The 16102-nt window shown below is 57.0% G+C and carries 13 protein-coding genes; 10 read left to right on the forward strand and 3 right to left on the reverse strand.

Annotated features, from left to right (window positions below):
- The first annotated feature begins 196 nt into the window (after positions 1 to 196).
- On the forward strand, positions 197 to 2032 hold the full coding sequence (locus A8990_RS32505) for a glycerol-3-phosphate dehydrogenase/oxidase (protein WP_116190650.1): 1836 nt from the start codon (positions 197 to 199) through the stop codon (positions 2030 to 2032).
- Positions 2033 to 2062: 30 nt separating this feature from the next.
- Positions 2063 to 3652, forward strand: coding sequence for a glycerol kinase GlpK (gene glpK / locus A8990_RS19130; RefSeq protein WP_116190651.1), 1590 nt, complete (start codon positions 2063 to 2065; stop codon positions 3650 to 3652).
- A gap of 674 nt (positions 3653 to 4326) precedes the next feature.
- On the opposite strand, the gene arfA is transcribed toward glpK, so the two are convergent.
- A complete protein-coding gene (gene arfA / locus A8990_RS19135; protein ID WP_116190652.1) occupies positions 4327 to 5829 on the reverse strand; it encodes an arabinosylfuranosidase ArfA in 1503 nt (500 codons plus the stop codon).
- 144 nt (positions 5830 to 5973) lie between these two features.
- Here arfA and A8990_RS19140 point away from each other — a divergent pair, with 144 nt between their 5' ends.
- Genes A8990_RS19140 through A8990_RS19150 form a run of 3 tightly spaced genes read left to right on the forward strand, consistent with a single transcriptional unit; the run spans position 5974 to position 9174 of the window.
- On the forward strand, positions 5974 to 7104 hold the full coding sequence (locus A8990_RS19140; RefSeq protein ID WP_116190653.1) for an alpha/beta hydrolase family protein: 1131 nt from the start codon (positions 5974 to 5976) through the stop codon (positions 7102 to 7104).
- A 31-nt stretch (positions 7105 to 7135) separates the two neighbouring features.
- Positions 7136 to 8056 (forward strand): ArsR/SmtB family transcription factor, encoded by a 921-nt coding sequence (locus A8990_RS19145; protein ID WP_116190654.1) that lies wholly within the window; start codon positions 7136 to 7138, stop codon positions 8054 to 8056.
- Positions 8057 to 8076: 20 nt separating this feature from the next.
- Positions 8077 to 9174 (forward strand): TRM11 family SAM-dependent methyltransferase, encoded by a 1098-nt coding sequence (locus A8990_RS19150; RefSeq protein WP_116190655.1) that lies wholly within the window; start codon positions 8077 to 8079, stop codon positions 9172 to 9174.
- Positions 9175 to 9312: 138 nt separating this feature from the next.
- Here A8990_RS19150 and A8990_RS19155 read toward each other — a convergent pair whose 3' ends face one another.
- Both A8990_RS19155 and A8990_RS19160 read right to left on the reverse strand, forming a co-directional pair.
- Complete coding sequence (locus tag A8990_RS19155) at positions 9313 to 10305, reverse strand: aldo/keto reductase (protein ID WP_245996103.1); 993 nt, start codon at positions 10303 to 10305, stop codon at positions 9313 to 9315.
- Positions 10306 to 10361: 56 nt separating this feature from the next.
- A complete protein-coding gene (locus A8990_RS19160) occupies positions 10362 to 11228 on the reverse strand; it encodes an aldose epimerase family protein (RefSeq protein ID WP_116190657.1) in 867 nt (288 codons plus the stop codon).
- A gap of 205 nt (positions 11229 to 11433) precedes the next feature.
- On the opposite strand from A8990_RS19160, the gene A8990_RS19165 reads away from it, so the two are divergent.
- From A8990_RS19165 to A8990_RS19185, 5 genes are all read left to right on the forward strand, one after another.
- The gene (locus A8990_RS19165) at positions 11434 to 11754 is read left to right on the forward strand and encodes a PadR family transcriptional regulator (RefSeq protein ID WP_116190658.1); all 321 of its coding nucleotides are present in this window, start codon (positions 11434 to 11436) and stop codon (positions 11752 to 11754) included.
- Positions 11751 to 12314, forward strand: a complete 564-nt coding sequence (locus A8990_RS19170; RefSeq protein ID WP_116190659.1) for an HAAS signaling domain-containing protein — start codon at positions 11751 to 11753, stop codon at positions 12312 to 12314. Before A8990_RS19165 ends, A8990_RS19170 begins: the two co-directional genes overlap by 4 nt.
- Complete coding sequence (locus A8990_RS19175) at positions 12311 to 13258, forward strand: DUF4097 family beta strand repeat-containing protein (RefSeq protein WP_116190660.1); 948 nt, start codon at positions 12311 to 12313, stop codon at positions 13256 to 13258. The genes A8990_RS19170 and A8990_RS19175 overlap by 4 nt, the downstream gene beginning before the upstream one ends.
- A 176-nt stretch (positions 13259 to 13434) precedes the next feature.
- Positions 13435 to 14340, forward strand: coding sequence for a multicopper oxidase family protein (locus A8990_RS19180; RefSeq protein WP_116190661.1), 906 nt, complete (start codon positions 13435 to 13437; stop codon positions 14338 to 14340).
- A 31-nt stretch (positions 14341 to 14371) separates the two neighbouring features.
- Positions 14372 to 15820: an HD-GYP domain-containing protein gene (locus tag A8990_RS19185; protein ID WP_116190662.1), complete on the forward strand. Its 1449-nt coding sequence runs from the start codon at positions 14372 to 14374 to the stop codon at positions 15818 to 15820.
- Positions 15821 to 16102: the final 282 nt, after the last annotated feature.

Below are 16102 nucleotides of genomic sequence, written 5' to 3' on the forward strand. Positions count from 1 at the left end.
TGATGATGCCTCCTTGTTAGGTTTATTTCACCTAGTGAAACTGTGTTTCATATTTAAATGATAGCATAACGAAGCAAGAAGTGGTATGAAATTCCTCGTAAGCTTATACTGATAATAAGAACGATTTCGTGGGTCTAACAGCGGGTAAGGATGCATATCATGTGTGGTTTCTTCTCATAAGGAGGGCTTGCAGGCGATGAACGAACCTTTCTCGGCGTCGATGCGGACGGCGTACTTGGAAAATATGGCATCTGAACTACTGGATGTACTTATCATTGGCGGGGGCATTACAGGGGCGGGCATTGCTTGGGACGCTTCTCGGCGGGGCTTAAGGGCCGGGCTCGTGGAGATGGGCGATTACGCGCAGGGTACGAGCAGTCGGTCGACGAAGCTGGTTCATGGCGGGCTGCGTTATCTGAAGCAAGGCGAAGTGAAGCTGGTCGCTGAGGTTGGACGGGAGCGGGCGCTGCTGCATCGGCATGCGCCGCATGTCGTTATTCCTGCGCCGATGCTGATGCCGGTGTACAAAGGCGGCACCTTCGGCTATTACGCCTCATCGATCGGATTATATATTTATGATCGACTGGCCAGAGTGAAACACGCGGAGCGGCGGCGAATGTACCGGCGCGAGAAGACGGAAGCACTGGAGCCTCTCCTGAAGCGCGAGGGTCTGAAGGGCAGCGGTCACTATTACGAGTATCGGACGGATGATGCGCGGCTGACGCTGGAAGTGATGAAGACGGCGCACCGCCATGGCGCTTCGATCGTGAATTATGCGAAGGCGGAAGAGATGCTTTATCGGGACGGCGTTATCTGCGGCGCTCGTGTGAAGGACGTTCGCAGCGGGAAGAGCTACGACATCTACGCACGCAAAATCGTCAATGCAGCAGGGCCGTGGGTCGATCATGTGCGCAGCTTGGATGGCAAGGTGGAAGGGAAGCGTCTTATGCTGACCAAGGGTGTCCATCTTGTAGTAGACTACGCGAAGCTGCCTGTGAAGCAGGCGATTTATATCGATGTGCCCGATGGACGGATGATCTTCATTATCCCTCGTGACGGGAAGACGTATTTTGGCACGACGGATACATTCTATCACGATGATCCAGGCGAAGCGGTTGCGACTCGCGCGGACCGTGATTATCTGCTGAATGCAGTGAACGCGGCGTTCCCGACGGTCAGGCTGACAAGTGCGGATATTGAGTCGAGCTGGGCAGGAGTTCGGCCGCTCATTCACGAAGACGGGAAGAGCCCGTCGGAAATATCCCGGAAGGACGAGGTTTTCATATCGGACAAAGGGCTCGTGACGATAGCGGGAGGGAAACTGACCGGGTTTCGCAAAATGGCGGAGAAGGTCGTGGATCTCGTTGCAGCAGAAGTGCGAGAGGGCACCGGGCGTAAGTTCGGCGGCTGTACGACGCATAAGGAAGTGCTCTCGGGCGGCGACTACAGCGGCTATCCGAGTTTTGAAGCGATGTGCGAAGCGCTGCTGCTAGAGGGAGAGCGCCAAGGCGTGCCGGAAGAAGTGCTGAGCGGCTGGGTAGCGCGCTACGGCAGCAACGCGCCGCAGCTGTTGGCGCGATATGCGGCGTATGAGCGTGCGGAGGCTTCCGAGCAAAAGGCGGCTGCGGATGCGGCAGGCTTGCCCGTTGCGGCAGCGCGGGAGGATGATGGCGCCAGCATTGGCGGCGGTGGAAGCGCTGGTGGAACAGGCGGTGCTGGTGCGGCTGCGGGGCGGAGGATTACGGTCGCAGTAGGACGCGCAGAGTCCTCGCAGAATGCACGGCTGGAGCGGGCGCTGCGGGCGGAGCTTGATTTTGCAGTCGAAGAGGAAATGACTTGCAGTGCGGTGGACTTCTTGCTGCGGCGTACGGGGATGATCTTGTTCGACCGCAAGCGCGCGGAGAAGCTGACGAGCTCGGTCATTCGGCTGCTTGGACAGCGATTCGGCTGGAATGAAGAGAAGAAGCGACTGGAGCTGGCGCGTGTGCAGGCCGAATTGCATGCGGCGGCGGCTTTTCCAGATATGACGTGAACATAGAGGCTAGAGGGGGCTTAGTTGGCGATGGGGATCGAGTCGGAGAAGGAGCAAGAGCAGGGACAGGAGCAGGAGCAGGAACAGGGACATGAAAAGGAACAGGGCGAATTTGTTTTGGCACTTGATGAGGGGACGACGTCGTGCCGGGCGATTTTGTTCGATCGGCAGGGGCGTGCAGCGGCTTCTGCTCAGCAGGAATTTGTTTCTGGGTTTCCGCAGGCCGGCTGGGTGGAGCAGGATGCGGACGAAATTTGGCGCACGCAGCTAAAGGTGATGCGCGAGGCAGCCAGTGGTGTGTCTGCGGCGCAAATTAGCGCGATCGGCATTACGAATCAGCGTGAAACGCTGGTCGTTTGGGACCCGGAGACAGGGGAGCCGCTGCACCAGGCAATTGTCTGGCAATGCCGCCGGACGAGCGCGATGTGCGAGTCGCTGAAGGCGGATGGCTGGGAGGCGGAGGTGCGCGCGCGGACGGGGCTTGTGCTTGATCCGTACTTCTCGGGCACGAAGCTGAAGTGGCTGCTCGATGAGGTGCCGGGGCTGCGCGAGAAGGCGGAAGCGGGACGTGCGATTGCCGGTACGATCGACAGCTGGCTCATCTGGAAGCTGACGGAAGGCGCTGTCCATGCGACGGATGTGTCGAACGCTTCGCGGACGATGCTGTTCAATATTCACACCTTGGCGTGGGATGAGGAGATCCTGGCGAAGCTGGGCATTCCGGCTGCGATGCTGCCGGAGGTGAAGCCCTCGAGCGGGATTTTTGGATATACGCGGCTGTTGGATGGCGATGGCGGAGCAGCGGATTCGGAAGGGCAGGCAGGGGAAGGCGGTTCGCGCGGCATCCCGATTGCCGGTGTTGCAGGCGATCAGCAGGCGGCATTGTTCGGACAAGGCTGCTATGAGTCGGGTATGGCGAAGAATACGTACGGTACAGGCTGTTTCCTGCTGACGAATACCGGCGAGGCGCCGATTGCTTCTGAGAAGGGGCTGCTTACGACGATCGCATGGCAGATGGATGGCCGGACAACCTATGCGCTGGAGGGCAGCGTCTTCACGGCGGGCTCTGTCGTCCAATGGCTGCGTGATGGACTGGGTTTGATTACGCATGCGTCCGAGAGCGAGTCGATAGCCGCTTCGGTCGCGGACACGCTTGGCGTGTACATCGTCCCGGCATTCACGGGACTTGGCACGCCATACTGGAATGCCGAGGCGCGCGGCATGATAACGGGCTTGACGCGCGGCGCCACATCCGCGCATCTTGTGCGCGCGGCGCTCGAATCCATCGCGTACCAGACCGCGGATGTGCTCGGCACGATGGAGGCGGAGTCCGGCCTGCGGCTGAAGGAGTTGCGCGTCGACGGCGGCGCTGTCGCGAACAGTCTGCTCATGCAGTTCCAGGCCGACCTGCTCGGCGTCTCCGTCATCCGCCCGGTCATGCTGGAGACGACGGCGCTCGGCGCAGCGTTCCTCGCCGGGCTCGGCGTCGGCTTCTGGAGCGGCACGGATGAGCTCCGCGCCTTGTGGGAGCACGACCGCACCTTCGTCCCGGAGCGGGACGAAGCTTGGCGCGCCAGCGTATACAGCGGCTGGCAGAAGGCAGTGGGCTATCAGTTGTAAGTTTGGAAAGCGGAGCAGGGGATGTGCCTTGCTTCGCTTTTTTGTTGTTGCGTTGGTGTGGTTGAGGCGGCGCGGTAGGGAAAGGTTGTCGGGTTAGCGAGAGCGGGAAGAGCCTCTCTCGCACGCGAAAAAAGGCCGCCCAAAGCCCGTTGAATAGCGGCTTTTGCCTCTCTCGCTGCCCGAAAAGGGCGAATATGACGCGAAATGGTCTTTGAGAGAGGCAAAAGCCTCTCTCAAAGACCATTTCGCGCCAAACCGAGGTGGATAGCGGGAAAAGCCTCTCTCAGTGTAGGAGTGACGATGTTGAGGGAACGTATGCGAGCTCTCGGTGTTCGAAAATGCTGGAGTGGCTGCTGAGAGCGCATATGTGATCTCTCACCGCCGAAGTGGCACCAAGTAACCAGCTATGCGCTGCCGAGAGAACGTATGTGTTCTCTCGGTGTTCGAAATATGCTGGATTGGCTGCTGAGAGCACCTATATGTTCTCTCAGCCCATAAATCGCCTCCCGATCGGCGGCACCCAGCCCCTGAGAGTCGGAAAACCCGACTCTCGGCTCCGCCAAGGGGCGAAAAACAAACTGAGAGTCGAAATATCCGACTCTCAGCACAAAAATCGCCCCACCAAAGGCGGGGCGATAACAACTAACTACTAACTACTAACCAATCACAACGCACTATCCCAGCTTCACGCGGATCACGTTCCACGACGCCTTGCCGAGCGAGGCGCTCAGCCCGCCGCCGTCGACCACAGCGTTGCCGTGCGTGTGCGGCGCGACACGGTTCGGGGCGGCCTTCGTGTTGGCCGCCTTCAAATCGTCCGACTCGAGCACGATATGCTCGATCAGGCGGAAGCTGCCGAAGCTGCGCAGGTCGACCGAAAGCGGCAGCGACTCGCTCAGGTGGCGGTTGACGGCGAACACGGTCACCTCGCCGGCCTCGGCATTGTGCACCGCGATCGCGTCCAAGTACGGAACGTCGGTGTAGTCTTTTGCATCATACTTCGGCGACTCCACCAGCGGTACAAGCACCGTGCCGCGGCCAAAAATACTCGTATGCATGTACGGATAATAGATCGTCTGCTTCCACGCGCCGCCGCCTGTTTCCGTCATGATCGGAGCGATAACGTTGACGAGCTGCGCCATGCACGCCATTTTGACCCGGTCCGCACGCTTCAGAATGCTGATGAGCATGCTGCCGACAAGCAGCGCGTCCTCGTGATTGTACACATCTTCCAGCTGCGGCGGAGCGATCGACCACGGCTCGATGCGGGAGTCGGCTTCATTGGAGTGGTACCAAACGTTCCACTCGTCGAAGGAGAGGTGGACCTTCTTCTTGCTGCGCTTCTTCGCTTGAATATAATCGCAGGTCGCGATCACGGAACCGATGAAAGCGTCCATTCCCATCGATTGCGCCAGGAAATTCGCCGTATCCTTGTCGCGGTTGCCATAATACTGATGCAGCGAAATATAATCCACCTCGTTATAGCTCAGGTCCAGCACCGTACGCTCCCATTCCGGGAAAGTGGGCATGCCAAGACCGGAGCTTCCGCAGGCGACCAGCTCGATACTTGGATCGACCCATTTCATCACCTTTGCCGTTTCGGCTGCGATCCGTCCGTATTCTTCGGCCGTCTTCGCGCCGATTTGCCAAGGGCCGTCCATTTCGTTGCCAAGGCACCACGTCTTAATCGCATGCGGGGCTTTATAGCCATGCTGCACGCGAAGGTCGCTCCAATACGTGCCGGACGGATGGTTCGAATACTCCAGCAGCTGCCGTGCTTCTTCCGGACCGCGCGTGCCGAGGTTGACAGCCATCATCGGCTCCGTTCCCGCTTTGCGGCACCAGTCTACAAACTCGCCAAAACCAAACAGGTTCGGTTCTATCGTCCGCCACGCCAGCTCCAGACGTCTCGGGCGCAGCTCGACCGGTCCGACACCATCCTCCCAATTGTATCCGGATACGAAATTGCCCCCGGGATAACGCACGATCGGTACGTCAATGCCGCGTATCAGCTCCAGCACATCGGTACGGAACCCCTGCTCATCTGCGCTCGGATGACCCGGCTCGTAGATGCCGCCATAAACGGCGCGCCCCAAATGCTCGATAAAAGAACCGTAAATCCGTTTGTCGACCTCACCAATCGTAAAATCTTTATCCACTATCAGCTTTGCTTGCATTGACACAATGGTTCACCTCTTGGTTTAATAAATATATTAATTAGTTAATAAAAAACAACGTATAGCCTTATTAAAACGCACCATGACGGTTTCGCGCAAGCATTTCTTTTAGAACGATTTTGAATCTCGAGGGAGGACGCTTGGATGTCGAATCGATTGGCAGCATTACCGGAATTACTCGTGAATCAGGTAGGCGAAAATATTACTTCAGCAGAAGAATGGAGCAGCAGACGAAGACCGGAGCTCATCCAGCTCTTCGAGGAGCATGTGTACGGCAGGCAGCCGATCGGGCGTCCGCCGGGCATGACCATGCATCTGGAGCATCAAGAAGCATGCTTCAGCGGCACCGCCATTCGCAAGCAAATTCGTATTCAATCTGCCGCGGAGCACCCTGAACAGGGCAATATCCGCCTGACCCTTTACCTCCCAGCACCCGCCACCACCACTGCCATCCAGCAGCACCCCGTCTTCCTGCTCATCGACCATGGCAGACTGGCGGTCGGATCGGAAGATGATTGGCCGAATAGTCAATTTTGGCCGGTTGCCCAAATTCTTGCTCGCGGCTACGGAACGGCTGTCTTCCAAGCGTCTGATGTAGATCCGGATATTCATGACGAGTTTCGCGATGGCGTGCATGGCCTCTTCGATGCACTATCTGGGCCGGACCAGCCGCGTCCGGGAAACGCTTGGGGGACAATCGCAGCATGGGCGTGGGGGGCGAGCCGCGCGATGGACTACCTGCAGACGGACCCGGATGTCGATCCGAACCGGGTTGCCGTGATCGGTCACTCCAGAGGCGGCAAAACAGCGCTCTGGGCCGGTGCGCTCGACGAGCGTTTCGCCATGGTAGTCAGCAACGAGTCTGGGTGCACAGGTGCAGCGATCACGCGCGGCAAGGAGGGCGAGGACGTCCATCATATCAATACGGTGTTCCCGCACTGGTTCTGCGGCAACTACAAGCAGTATAACCATAACGAAGACGAGCTGCCGGTCGACCAGCACATGCTGCTCGCGCTTATCGCGCCAAGGCTGCTCTACGTTGCGAGCGCTGCCGAAGACATTTGGGCGGATCCGCAGTCGGAATATTTATCTTTGCAGCTGGCTGAGCCTGCGTACAGGCTGTTCGGCTCTGACGGACTCGCGGCGGAACCTTTTCCACAGATTGACTCTCCTATTACGGCACAGCACTGCGGCTACCATGTGCGAGCAGGCGGTCATGATTTGACCGTTACGGATTGGACCTATATACTGGCATTCGCAGACAATCGGCTCTAATAGCCCTCGACTGATATGGAGTGAACGACGAATGATTCGCGCAAACTTAGACCGAAAATGGCTTCCCCTCTACGAAGCGCTTGCCAGCGATGTGAGATTGCACATCCTCGAGCTGCTTGCGGTGCAGCCCATGAATATAAAAGAAATAGCGGCGGCGCTCGGCCTCAGCAGTGCGATCGTAACAATGCATGCGAAGAAGCTGGAGAAGGGCGGGCTCATTGAGACGAAGCTCGTCCGCCGCGGCGGCGGCACGCACAAAATCTGCTCGATTGCCGAAGGCCAAGTCGAGATTACGATTCCGCAGACAGTCGAGCAGAAGCGTGAGTTTCACGAGGTGTCGGTGCCGGTCGGTCACTACACGAGCTTCGATATCCATCCGACCTGCGGCCTCGCTACAAGCGAGCATATGATTGGCCAGTTTGACGATCCTCGCTACTTCCACGATCCGGAGCGGATGCATGCGCAAATTCTCTGGTTCGGCAAAGGGTATGTGGAGTATCGGCTCCCCAACTACGTGCTGCTCGGGCAGGCGCTGGAGGAGATCGAAATTTCGTTCGAGATTGGCTCGGAAGCGCCGGGTGTGCAGGCCGACTGGCCGTCCGACATTCATTTCTACCTCAACAACACGCTGCTCGGGGCATGGACAAGTCCCGGCGATTCCGGCGAAGGTCGGGGCAAGCTGAATCCTCCGTGGTGGAGCGTTAAGCTGAACCAGTACGGTTGGCTCAAGATCATTCGCATCACAAAAGACGGCACCTACCTCGACGGTCAGCGCCTGTCGGACGTGAGGCTCTCGGACATCGTGATGACGCGCAACGACTGGCTGCTTCGCCTCGCCGTTCCCGAAGATGCCGAGCATGTCGGCGGGCTCACCATCTACGGCGAAGCGTTCGGCAATTACAATCAGTCCATCGTGTTCCGGACCTACCGTGCTAACACCAACAATGAATAGCAGAATTAGGGAGCAGTATCATGTGTGAAGATGTGCAAAATATTCCAAGTGGAAAAGGGTTCTATTATCCGGTTTCCTGCCACGAGGATGAGCAAGATTTGTGCGATTTGGAGATGCGGTCGCTATTTGGTGTCGAACCGCATCGTGGTTATGTGATTTCAGATAAAAATGTCGATCCGAGTCGGAGTCCATTCGTCCGAGGAAAACTCACCGTTCAGCTAACAGCGGATGATGCAGCTGGAATCGCGGCACAGGTTGGAGAGGCTGTCGCGCTCGAGGGGCGAACGTTCAAAGTTATATTCGTCGGCGGCGACGTGCCGGTCGACTTCGACCAGCAGCGGGCAATCGAGAAGGAGATCGGCTGGCGAATGATCGGCAAGGCGGAGATGCGCCAGCCGGACCGGCTGTTTGGCGTCGCCATCGCAGGCGGACGTTACCTATTCGGGGAATTCGCCAAGAGCGAGGCACTCTGGCTGAAGCATAATGAGAAGCCGCAGCCGTATTCCACGGCGCTTAGTACGCGGGTTGCGAGGGCGGTCGTGAACATCGCGGCGCCGCATATAACAGCTGACCTCCGTGTCATTGATCCGTGCTGCGGCATTGGCACGGTCATAATCGAGGCGCTCTCGATGGGCATCGATATTGTCGGCTACGACTTGAATCCGCTGGCGCTTAAGGGAGCGCGAGTGAATCTCGCTCACTTCGGCATGCCGGACGTCGCGCACCGAGCGGATATGACGCAGCTGCAGCTCGAAACAGCTGATGGCGATGACATTCCGCCCTACGATGCGGCAATCATCGACTTGCCGTACAACCTGTGCTCCAAGCTGCCGTCCGAAGAACGGCTGGCAATGCTGCAGAGCGCACGCCGCTTGGCGGCTCGTGTCGTCATCGTCACCACGGAGCCGATCGACGATGACATCGCTGCGGCGCGCCTGGTTGTTACGGACCGCTGCGTTGTCCGTAAAGGCAAGTTCGAGCGGCAGGTTATCGTCTGCCGGATAATGGAGAAATCCACTCATTCACGGCTGAAATCGGGGAAATGGTCCATTTTGCGGGGAAATGAGTGGATTTCTCCAACATGGCCAGCCGGATCGGATCATTTGGGCTTTCTATAATGGAGAAATCCACTTTAGCCGGACGGGGCGGAGTAGTGTCGCCGCGGCATCGTGCTGTAGAGAGAGGAGTAAGCCGTGCGAAAGCCGGCGGTCTCGCGATTGTGCCAAGCCCCAGCGCCGGCAGTTACCTCGCTTGAGCTACCGCGCGCAGCGGCTCGCCAGCTCCGCGAGCTCCAGCAGCTCGTCGCTGCCGAGCTTGAACGCCATCGCATGCACATTTTCCTGTGCATGCTTCGGCTTGGAAGCGCCCGGAATGGCGAACACCGTATCGCCATTCGCATGAATGAGCCAGTTCAGCGCGACCTGGCTCGGGGAAGCGTCGTACTTGCCGGCAAGCTCGGCAAGACGGTCGATCAAAGGCCGCGTCCGCGCCAGAGCGGCAGGCTTGAAGCTGCCGCTCAGCTTGCGGCCGGCGGCAATCCCGCGCACGAGCTCGGGATTGCTGTGGAACTTGCCCGTCAGCACGCCTTGTTCCAGCGGCGAGTACGCGATAATGGCAACGCCGAGCTCCTTGGCGGTTTCGAGCACGCCATTATGCTCAATGCGGCGGTCCAGCAGGTTGTACTTCACCTGGTTGGACGCGAGCCGAAGCCCATGCGCGCGCAGCGCCTTGTCCGCTTCGCGCATGCGCGCCGCAGAGAAATTGCTTACGCCGACGTGGCGGATCTTGCCCTGCTGCGCCAGCTTCGCCATCTCGTTCATCTCGGCCGTTGCCGAAGAGAACGAGTAGGGCTGATGCACCTGGTGCAGGTCGATGGGCCAGCCCTTCAGTCGGCGCAGCCGCTCATCGATGGTGCGCGGTATATTGCCGGATGTCCGCATAATCGGCCACCACTTCGTCGCGACATGCGCACCGCGTGCCGCATCGCCAAGCGCATTCAGCGCACCCGCCAGCGCTTCCTCGGACTTGCCGCCGCCGTACACCTCGGCGGTATCGAACCAGTTGATGCCGCCCTCGAGGCTCGTGCGGACGATGCCGAGGATGTCCTCATCGGCGAGCACCGGCCAGAACTTGCCGACCATGCCGCTTCCTTTGCTGAACTGCCAGCAGCCTAACCCGAGCGGGGACAGCTCCAAATCCGAATTGCCAAGCTTCCGCCGTAACCCCGTTACCGCTGTTTGCTCCACCATCGCACCCATCCCCTCTTTCCCATGCAATCGTTTATGATCTATTCGTTACGCTGCTATTACTTCTCGAACGCGATCGACAGCTCCAGCTGCTGCTTCGCGCCTGCTGCGAGCATCGGGAGCTCGTCTCTCCGGTTCAGCGCGCCGGTCAGCGCCATCCATGGCTCCACGCAAACGAACGGGGAACCGTTCACTTGCCACAGCACCACATATTTGAACGCATCGCTGTAGCGCATCGCCACTTTGCCGCTGCCATCAGGACCCGGGAACGAAATATGCGGCTCCGATGCATCCAGCAGAGCAACCGATTCCTTCAAGCCGGACAGCGCGATTTCGCCTTGAACCTCTTTAACGATATTGTCGTTGTAATCAAGGAACTTCAAAGCGTCCGTCCCATACAGGAGATCCTTCGACGCGCTGCGGAAGTACGGATGGAAGCCCGCATAGTACGGCATCTCCGAGTCTGAGAAGTTGCTGTACGCCTGACGAATTTGAAGCTCGCCGCCTACGAGCGCATAGGTGAACAGCAGTTCAAAATCCCACGGGAACTCCAGCTTCGTGCTCGCGTCGCTCCGAAAACGCAGCGTAATCGACGCTTCCCCGTCCTCGTTTGTCGAAACAACCTCCCACGGACGATTGCGTGCAACACCATGATTGCGCATCGTGTAGGACTCGCCTTCCCATTCGTACCGGCCCTCGACCAGCTGACCGCAGATCGGAAAAAGAACCGGGTTGCCTCCGCGAATGTTTGCAACCGGGTCGAGCAGCGTATCTTTGTCCAGGTAGAACAGCTCCACGCCGCCAAGCACGCAGCTGATCGCAATGCCGCCGCGCTCCGGACATACGGTAACAGAGGAGTTCGTCTCCGTGTCAATCAGCGTGTACAGCTCGTATGTATCGGTCGTTTGCATCACTTCATAGCTCATTACTTCAGGTCTCCCATCATCTAGTTTTATGCGATCAGTTTACCATATTGGGGAAGCGTACTAAAGCGGATGCCTATTTTTTAAAACACTATATTGCATTATTGAATAGCTGGCGATATACTATAGCTGCAGGGCGGAAATTTTTTTGACCAGCTATTCTACAATGTTGAATACCTAACGATACGGTATAGAGGTGGTACTTGGTATGAACGTTCAATTTAAGAAAGGCGTGCTGGATTTATGCGTGCTCGCGCTGACCGCTTGGGAAGACAGATACGGCTACGAGCTGGCTGTCAGTATGTCCGCGAAGTTCGAGGTTGCCGTCGGCAGTGTGTATCCGCTGTTAAGCCGCTTGACGCAGGAGGGTTATTTCTCCACCTATTTGAGGGAATCTTCGGAAGGGCCTCCGCGCAAGTATTACAAGCTTACGCCGCAAGGGCACACGCATCTGATGGAGCTGATTCGCGAGTGGAGGTCATTCTCCATTGCCGTGGACGAAATTATTAAGGAAGGTGTAGAGCGATGATCAGGAATCAATATTTGCAGCAGCTGTGGGAGCTTCTCTCGCCTGTTCCGGAGCGGCTCCGGCGCGAGTGGATGTACGATTATGAAGAGCATTTTCGGATGGCAGCCGAGCATGGCCGGTCGGAGGCGGAAGCGGCGCATGAGCTAGGAGATCCGCGTCTGATTGCCAAAGAACTGCTGCTCACTTATCGCGTCGATCAAGCAGAGAATTCGAGAAGCGGCGGAAGCATCACACTTGTTTCACGCGCTGTGCTGGCGGCGGTGAGCCTTGGGTTCTTCAATTTGATCTTCGTGCTCGGTCCCTATGTTGCGCTTCTTGGTGTTCTTGTGGCTCTGTGGTCAGCAGCAATCGGCGTTGGCGTGTCGTCTCTCATGGCGGTTTATGAAGGGATGTTCGGCGGCGGCGTAACGATGACGCAAGGGATCTTTATCGCAATGGTGCTGCTCGGTGCTGGTATGCTCCTCGGTGCAGGTACGCACTGGCTGACCAAAGCGTTCATGAAGATGACGCTTGCTTACTTGAAATTTAATTCCAGAGTGATAAGGGTGAACAAAAAATGAGAAACTGGATTGTTGTTGCACTCGTCCTGCTCGTTGCAGGGCTAATCGGCACATTCAGCTCGTTCCATGGCGATTTTACGTTCGGTACGGAAAAAATCAACCAGCAGAAGACGATGGCTGTTGACGGTATATCCGATATTATGGTCAAAAGCGGCAGCATGGACGTGACGATTGTGCCGAGCAGCGATCAGCAGGTTAAAGCGACGTTGTCTGGCCGCGTCAGCCGCAAATATCTCGACAAGCTGTCGGTTTCGCTTGAACGCGAAGGCAATCAATTGAACGTCTCGCTGGAAGACAAGGTGGGCTTCACGTTCGGACTGAACTTCCGCAGCGTCAACTTGACGCTCGAGCTGCCGCAGCAAATGTACCGCAAGCTGGTGCTTGATACCGGAAGCGGTGATACTGATGTAAGGCAGGTTCAGGCGGACCGCATCGAGCTCGATACCGGCTCCGGCGATGTTGATTTGGAGCAGCTTACAGGTTCGACTCTGAGTGTAGTTATCGGTAGCGGCAACTTGGACGCGACCGATATTACAGCGAATGAATCAGCAGAGCTGAAGGCGCAATCCGGCGACGTTACCGTTGACGGACTGAAGTCGAAGCAGCTTACGGCGAAGACCGGCAGCGGCAATATCGAGTTGAATGATGTAGACGCCGTTATTAAAGGCGAGGCGAGAAGCGGCGATATCGACTTGGCTTTGGATGCGCTGAACCAGACCGTTGATCTGGAAACTGGCAGCGGCGACGTATCTATTATGACGCGCGAGCAGCCGCAAAATGCACACATTACGTACAGTACTGGCAGCGGTGATCTGGACAACGATTGGGACGGGGCTCAGAAATCGACTGATGCAGATGACCGCGACAATCTTGTGTTCGGCAGTGGAGCTGTTCCCGTGCATATTCATACAGGCTCCGGCGATTTGGACGTCGGTGCCCGCTAATAGTAAGGTTCCGTTTGCTAACCTAGCAGATGGAACCTATTTTTGTATAAAAAACTACATTCAAGAGGGCGATTATCCGATATAATTGGTGATAGTAGCCTTTTTTTCTAGTGGATGGTTATGATTCGCTACCAGACTGCATAAACTTCGTTGTTTATACACGGGGGGAGATGCGCATGGTGGAATCGCCGGACTTGCCGCTTGCACCTTATCGGCTAGAGAACGGGATCAAGTGCTTCGAGTTAGTCGCCGAGCCTGTGCTTCAGGAAGTGCTGCCGGAAATTTATATGCAGGGCTATGGTTATAACGGTTCTATTCCCGGTCCTACCATTGTTGTAGAAACAGGCGATTGGGTACGCATTCGAGTTGTTAATCGGCTTCCGGAGGCGACGAGCGTCCATTGGCATGGGCTCGATGTGCCGAATACGATGGACGGCGTGCCGTATATTGAGCCTTCGCCGCTCATTGAGCCGGGCTACGGAATGGATTATACGTTCCAGATCATCAATCCGCCCGGAACACATATGTATCACAGCCATTATCATACGATTCGCCAAGAGATGCTGGGGCTTGGCGGGTTATTCATTATTTTGGGCAAGCAGGGGCAGGGGCAAGGGCAGCGGCATAACCAGAGGGATATCGCCTATATGCTGCAGGAGTTTCATTTGAGCGGCCTGCCCAAAGGCGAACTGCGCCCGGGTACTTATACCATTGACCCGTTGTCAGATGGGTTTAACTTCTTTACGATGAACGGCCGCTGCTTTCCGAATACGTCGCCGGTGCAGGTTCGCTTAGGCGATCGCGTGCGAATCCGGCTGGCGGTCCTGGGGATGCAGGGCCATCCGATGCATTTGCATGGCGTGCAGATGCTGGAGACGGCTTATGACGGCAACGAAGTTCCGCCGACCCGGCAGCTCCTCAGAAACACCGTGTTCATTGCGCCGGGCGAGACGCGCGATGTGCAGTTCGATGCGTGGAATCCGGGGCATTGGCCGTTTCATTGCCATATTCCACATCATACGTCCAACAACTTTACGCTGCCAATTGGAGGCATGTTTACGACCATTCAAGTTGCCCGTTAGTTCGAGTATATGTAGCAGAGGAGCTAGGAACATGCAGCTTAAAGGGAAATCTGTCATAGGACCCATTTTATCGATTCTTTTGCCGATTGGCGCGTTTGAATGGGTCCGTTCATTAGGAGCGAAGGATGTATCCATCGTTGTCCCGGAAGGACATTTTCACATTGTAACGATCGTAGCCGCACTTGCGATGCTGGTTGCTATAGGCGTCGGGATTACGGGTCACCGGCTTCGTAACATTAAAGTAGGCTTTATGTCGATTGCATATTTGTCACTGTCAGGCGTTTTCTTCCTGCATGGTCTTACGACGCCAGGGTTTCTGATGCATGAGGAGTATATGCCGAAGATCTTCGCGCAGCTGAGTGTGCTGTTGACTTCGTTTTGGCTTGCGCTGTCTGCCGCAGGCTCTGATCATTGGAGCGTCCGGCACATGTCGAAGTGGCGCGCCTGGCTCCTTCCCGCCTGGCTGGTACTGCTCGGCGGATTATGTATGATTACGCTAGAGTTTCCAGATGCCATGGATCATATGCCTCTTAATATCAATCCGTACAAATGGATCGCGGCCGCTGTCACAAGTGCTGCTTGTTTATGGACCATGTACCGCTATTGGCACGCGAATCGCCATGCGAATATTCCGCTTCAGCAAGCAATCGTGTACAGTACGGGACTTATCGTTGCGTCACAGTATATTATTCTTATGGGCGCAGCATGGAAGCTGAGTTGGTGGCTGTACCACTTCCTGCTGCTAGGCTCCTTGCTCACGATGCTCTTCGGCCTCGTGCGCCAATATTTCTCCAAAGGCGCGTTCAGCACGTCGCTGCGCATTCTGTTCCAATCCGATCCGCGGGCATGGCTGGAGGCGTGGATTACGCCGAGCGTCCAGGCGCTCATTATGGCGACGGAAGCGCGTGACTCGTACACGGCTGGTCACAACAAGCGCGTTGCGCTGTACGCGCTGCGGCTTGGCGAAGTGATGGGGCTGTCGAAGCATCAGCTGCAGGCGATTGCACATGGCGGCGTCGTGCACGATGTCGGCAAGCTGCGCGTGCCGGATGCGATCCTGAATAAGAAAGGCAAGCTTACTCCGGAGGAACGGCTCGTCATCGAGCGCCATCCGGTATCCGGCTACGAGATATGCCGTCAGCTCGGTTTCCTGAAGGATGAGCTGTCCATCATCCGTTCGCATCATGAGAAGTGGGACGGAACCGGCTATCCCGACCGTCTCGCCGGTGAAGGGATTCCGCTGCTAGCGCGGATCAGCGCAGTCGCCGACGTGTACGATGCGTTGACCTCGTCGCGATCCTATCGCCTCGCGATGTCGCATGAGGAAGCGATGGGAGTGATCCTCTCCGGCAGCGGCACTCACTTTGATCCGGCGTGCGTGAAGGCGTGGGAGAAGCTCGCGTCCATCGACGCCGAGTTCTTCGACGAAATCGCGGCGAGCGACAGAACGCTGCGGCTCGCGCATAAGGCGGCGCAGTAGAGGTAGTTAGTAGAAGCAGTTGTTAAAGGCTGTCCCGTAAGTCACATGTTGGATGTGTGGCTTGCGGGATGGCCTTTTTTTGTGAGAGTCGGTTTTCCGCCTCTCAGGCGCGGGATAGGGAGAATTCGGCGCTGAGAGACGGCTGTTCCGACTCTCAGCTGGGGATGTGAGGCGATTTGGGACATTTCTTGCAGCGAGAGTAGGATTATTCGACTCTCGTGCTTGGATGGGGGCTTGTTTATGTGTGAGAGACGGAAAATCCGTCTCTCGGATTTTAGATGG

Source organism: Paenibacillus taihuensis (assembly GCF_003386535.1).
Taxonomy (GTDB): Bacteria; Bacillota; Bacilli; order Paenibacillales; family Paenibacillaceae; genus Paenibacillus_Z; species Paenibacillus_Z taihuensis.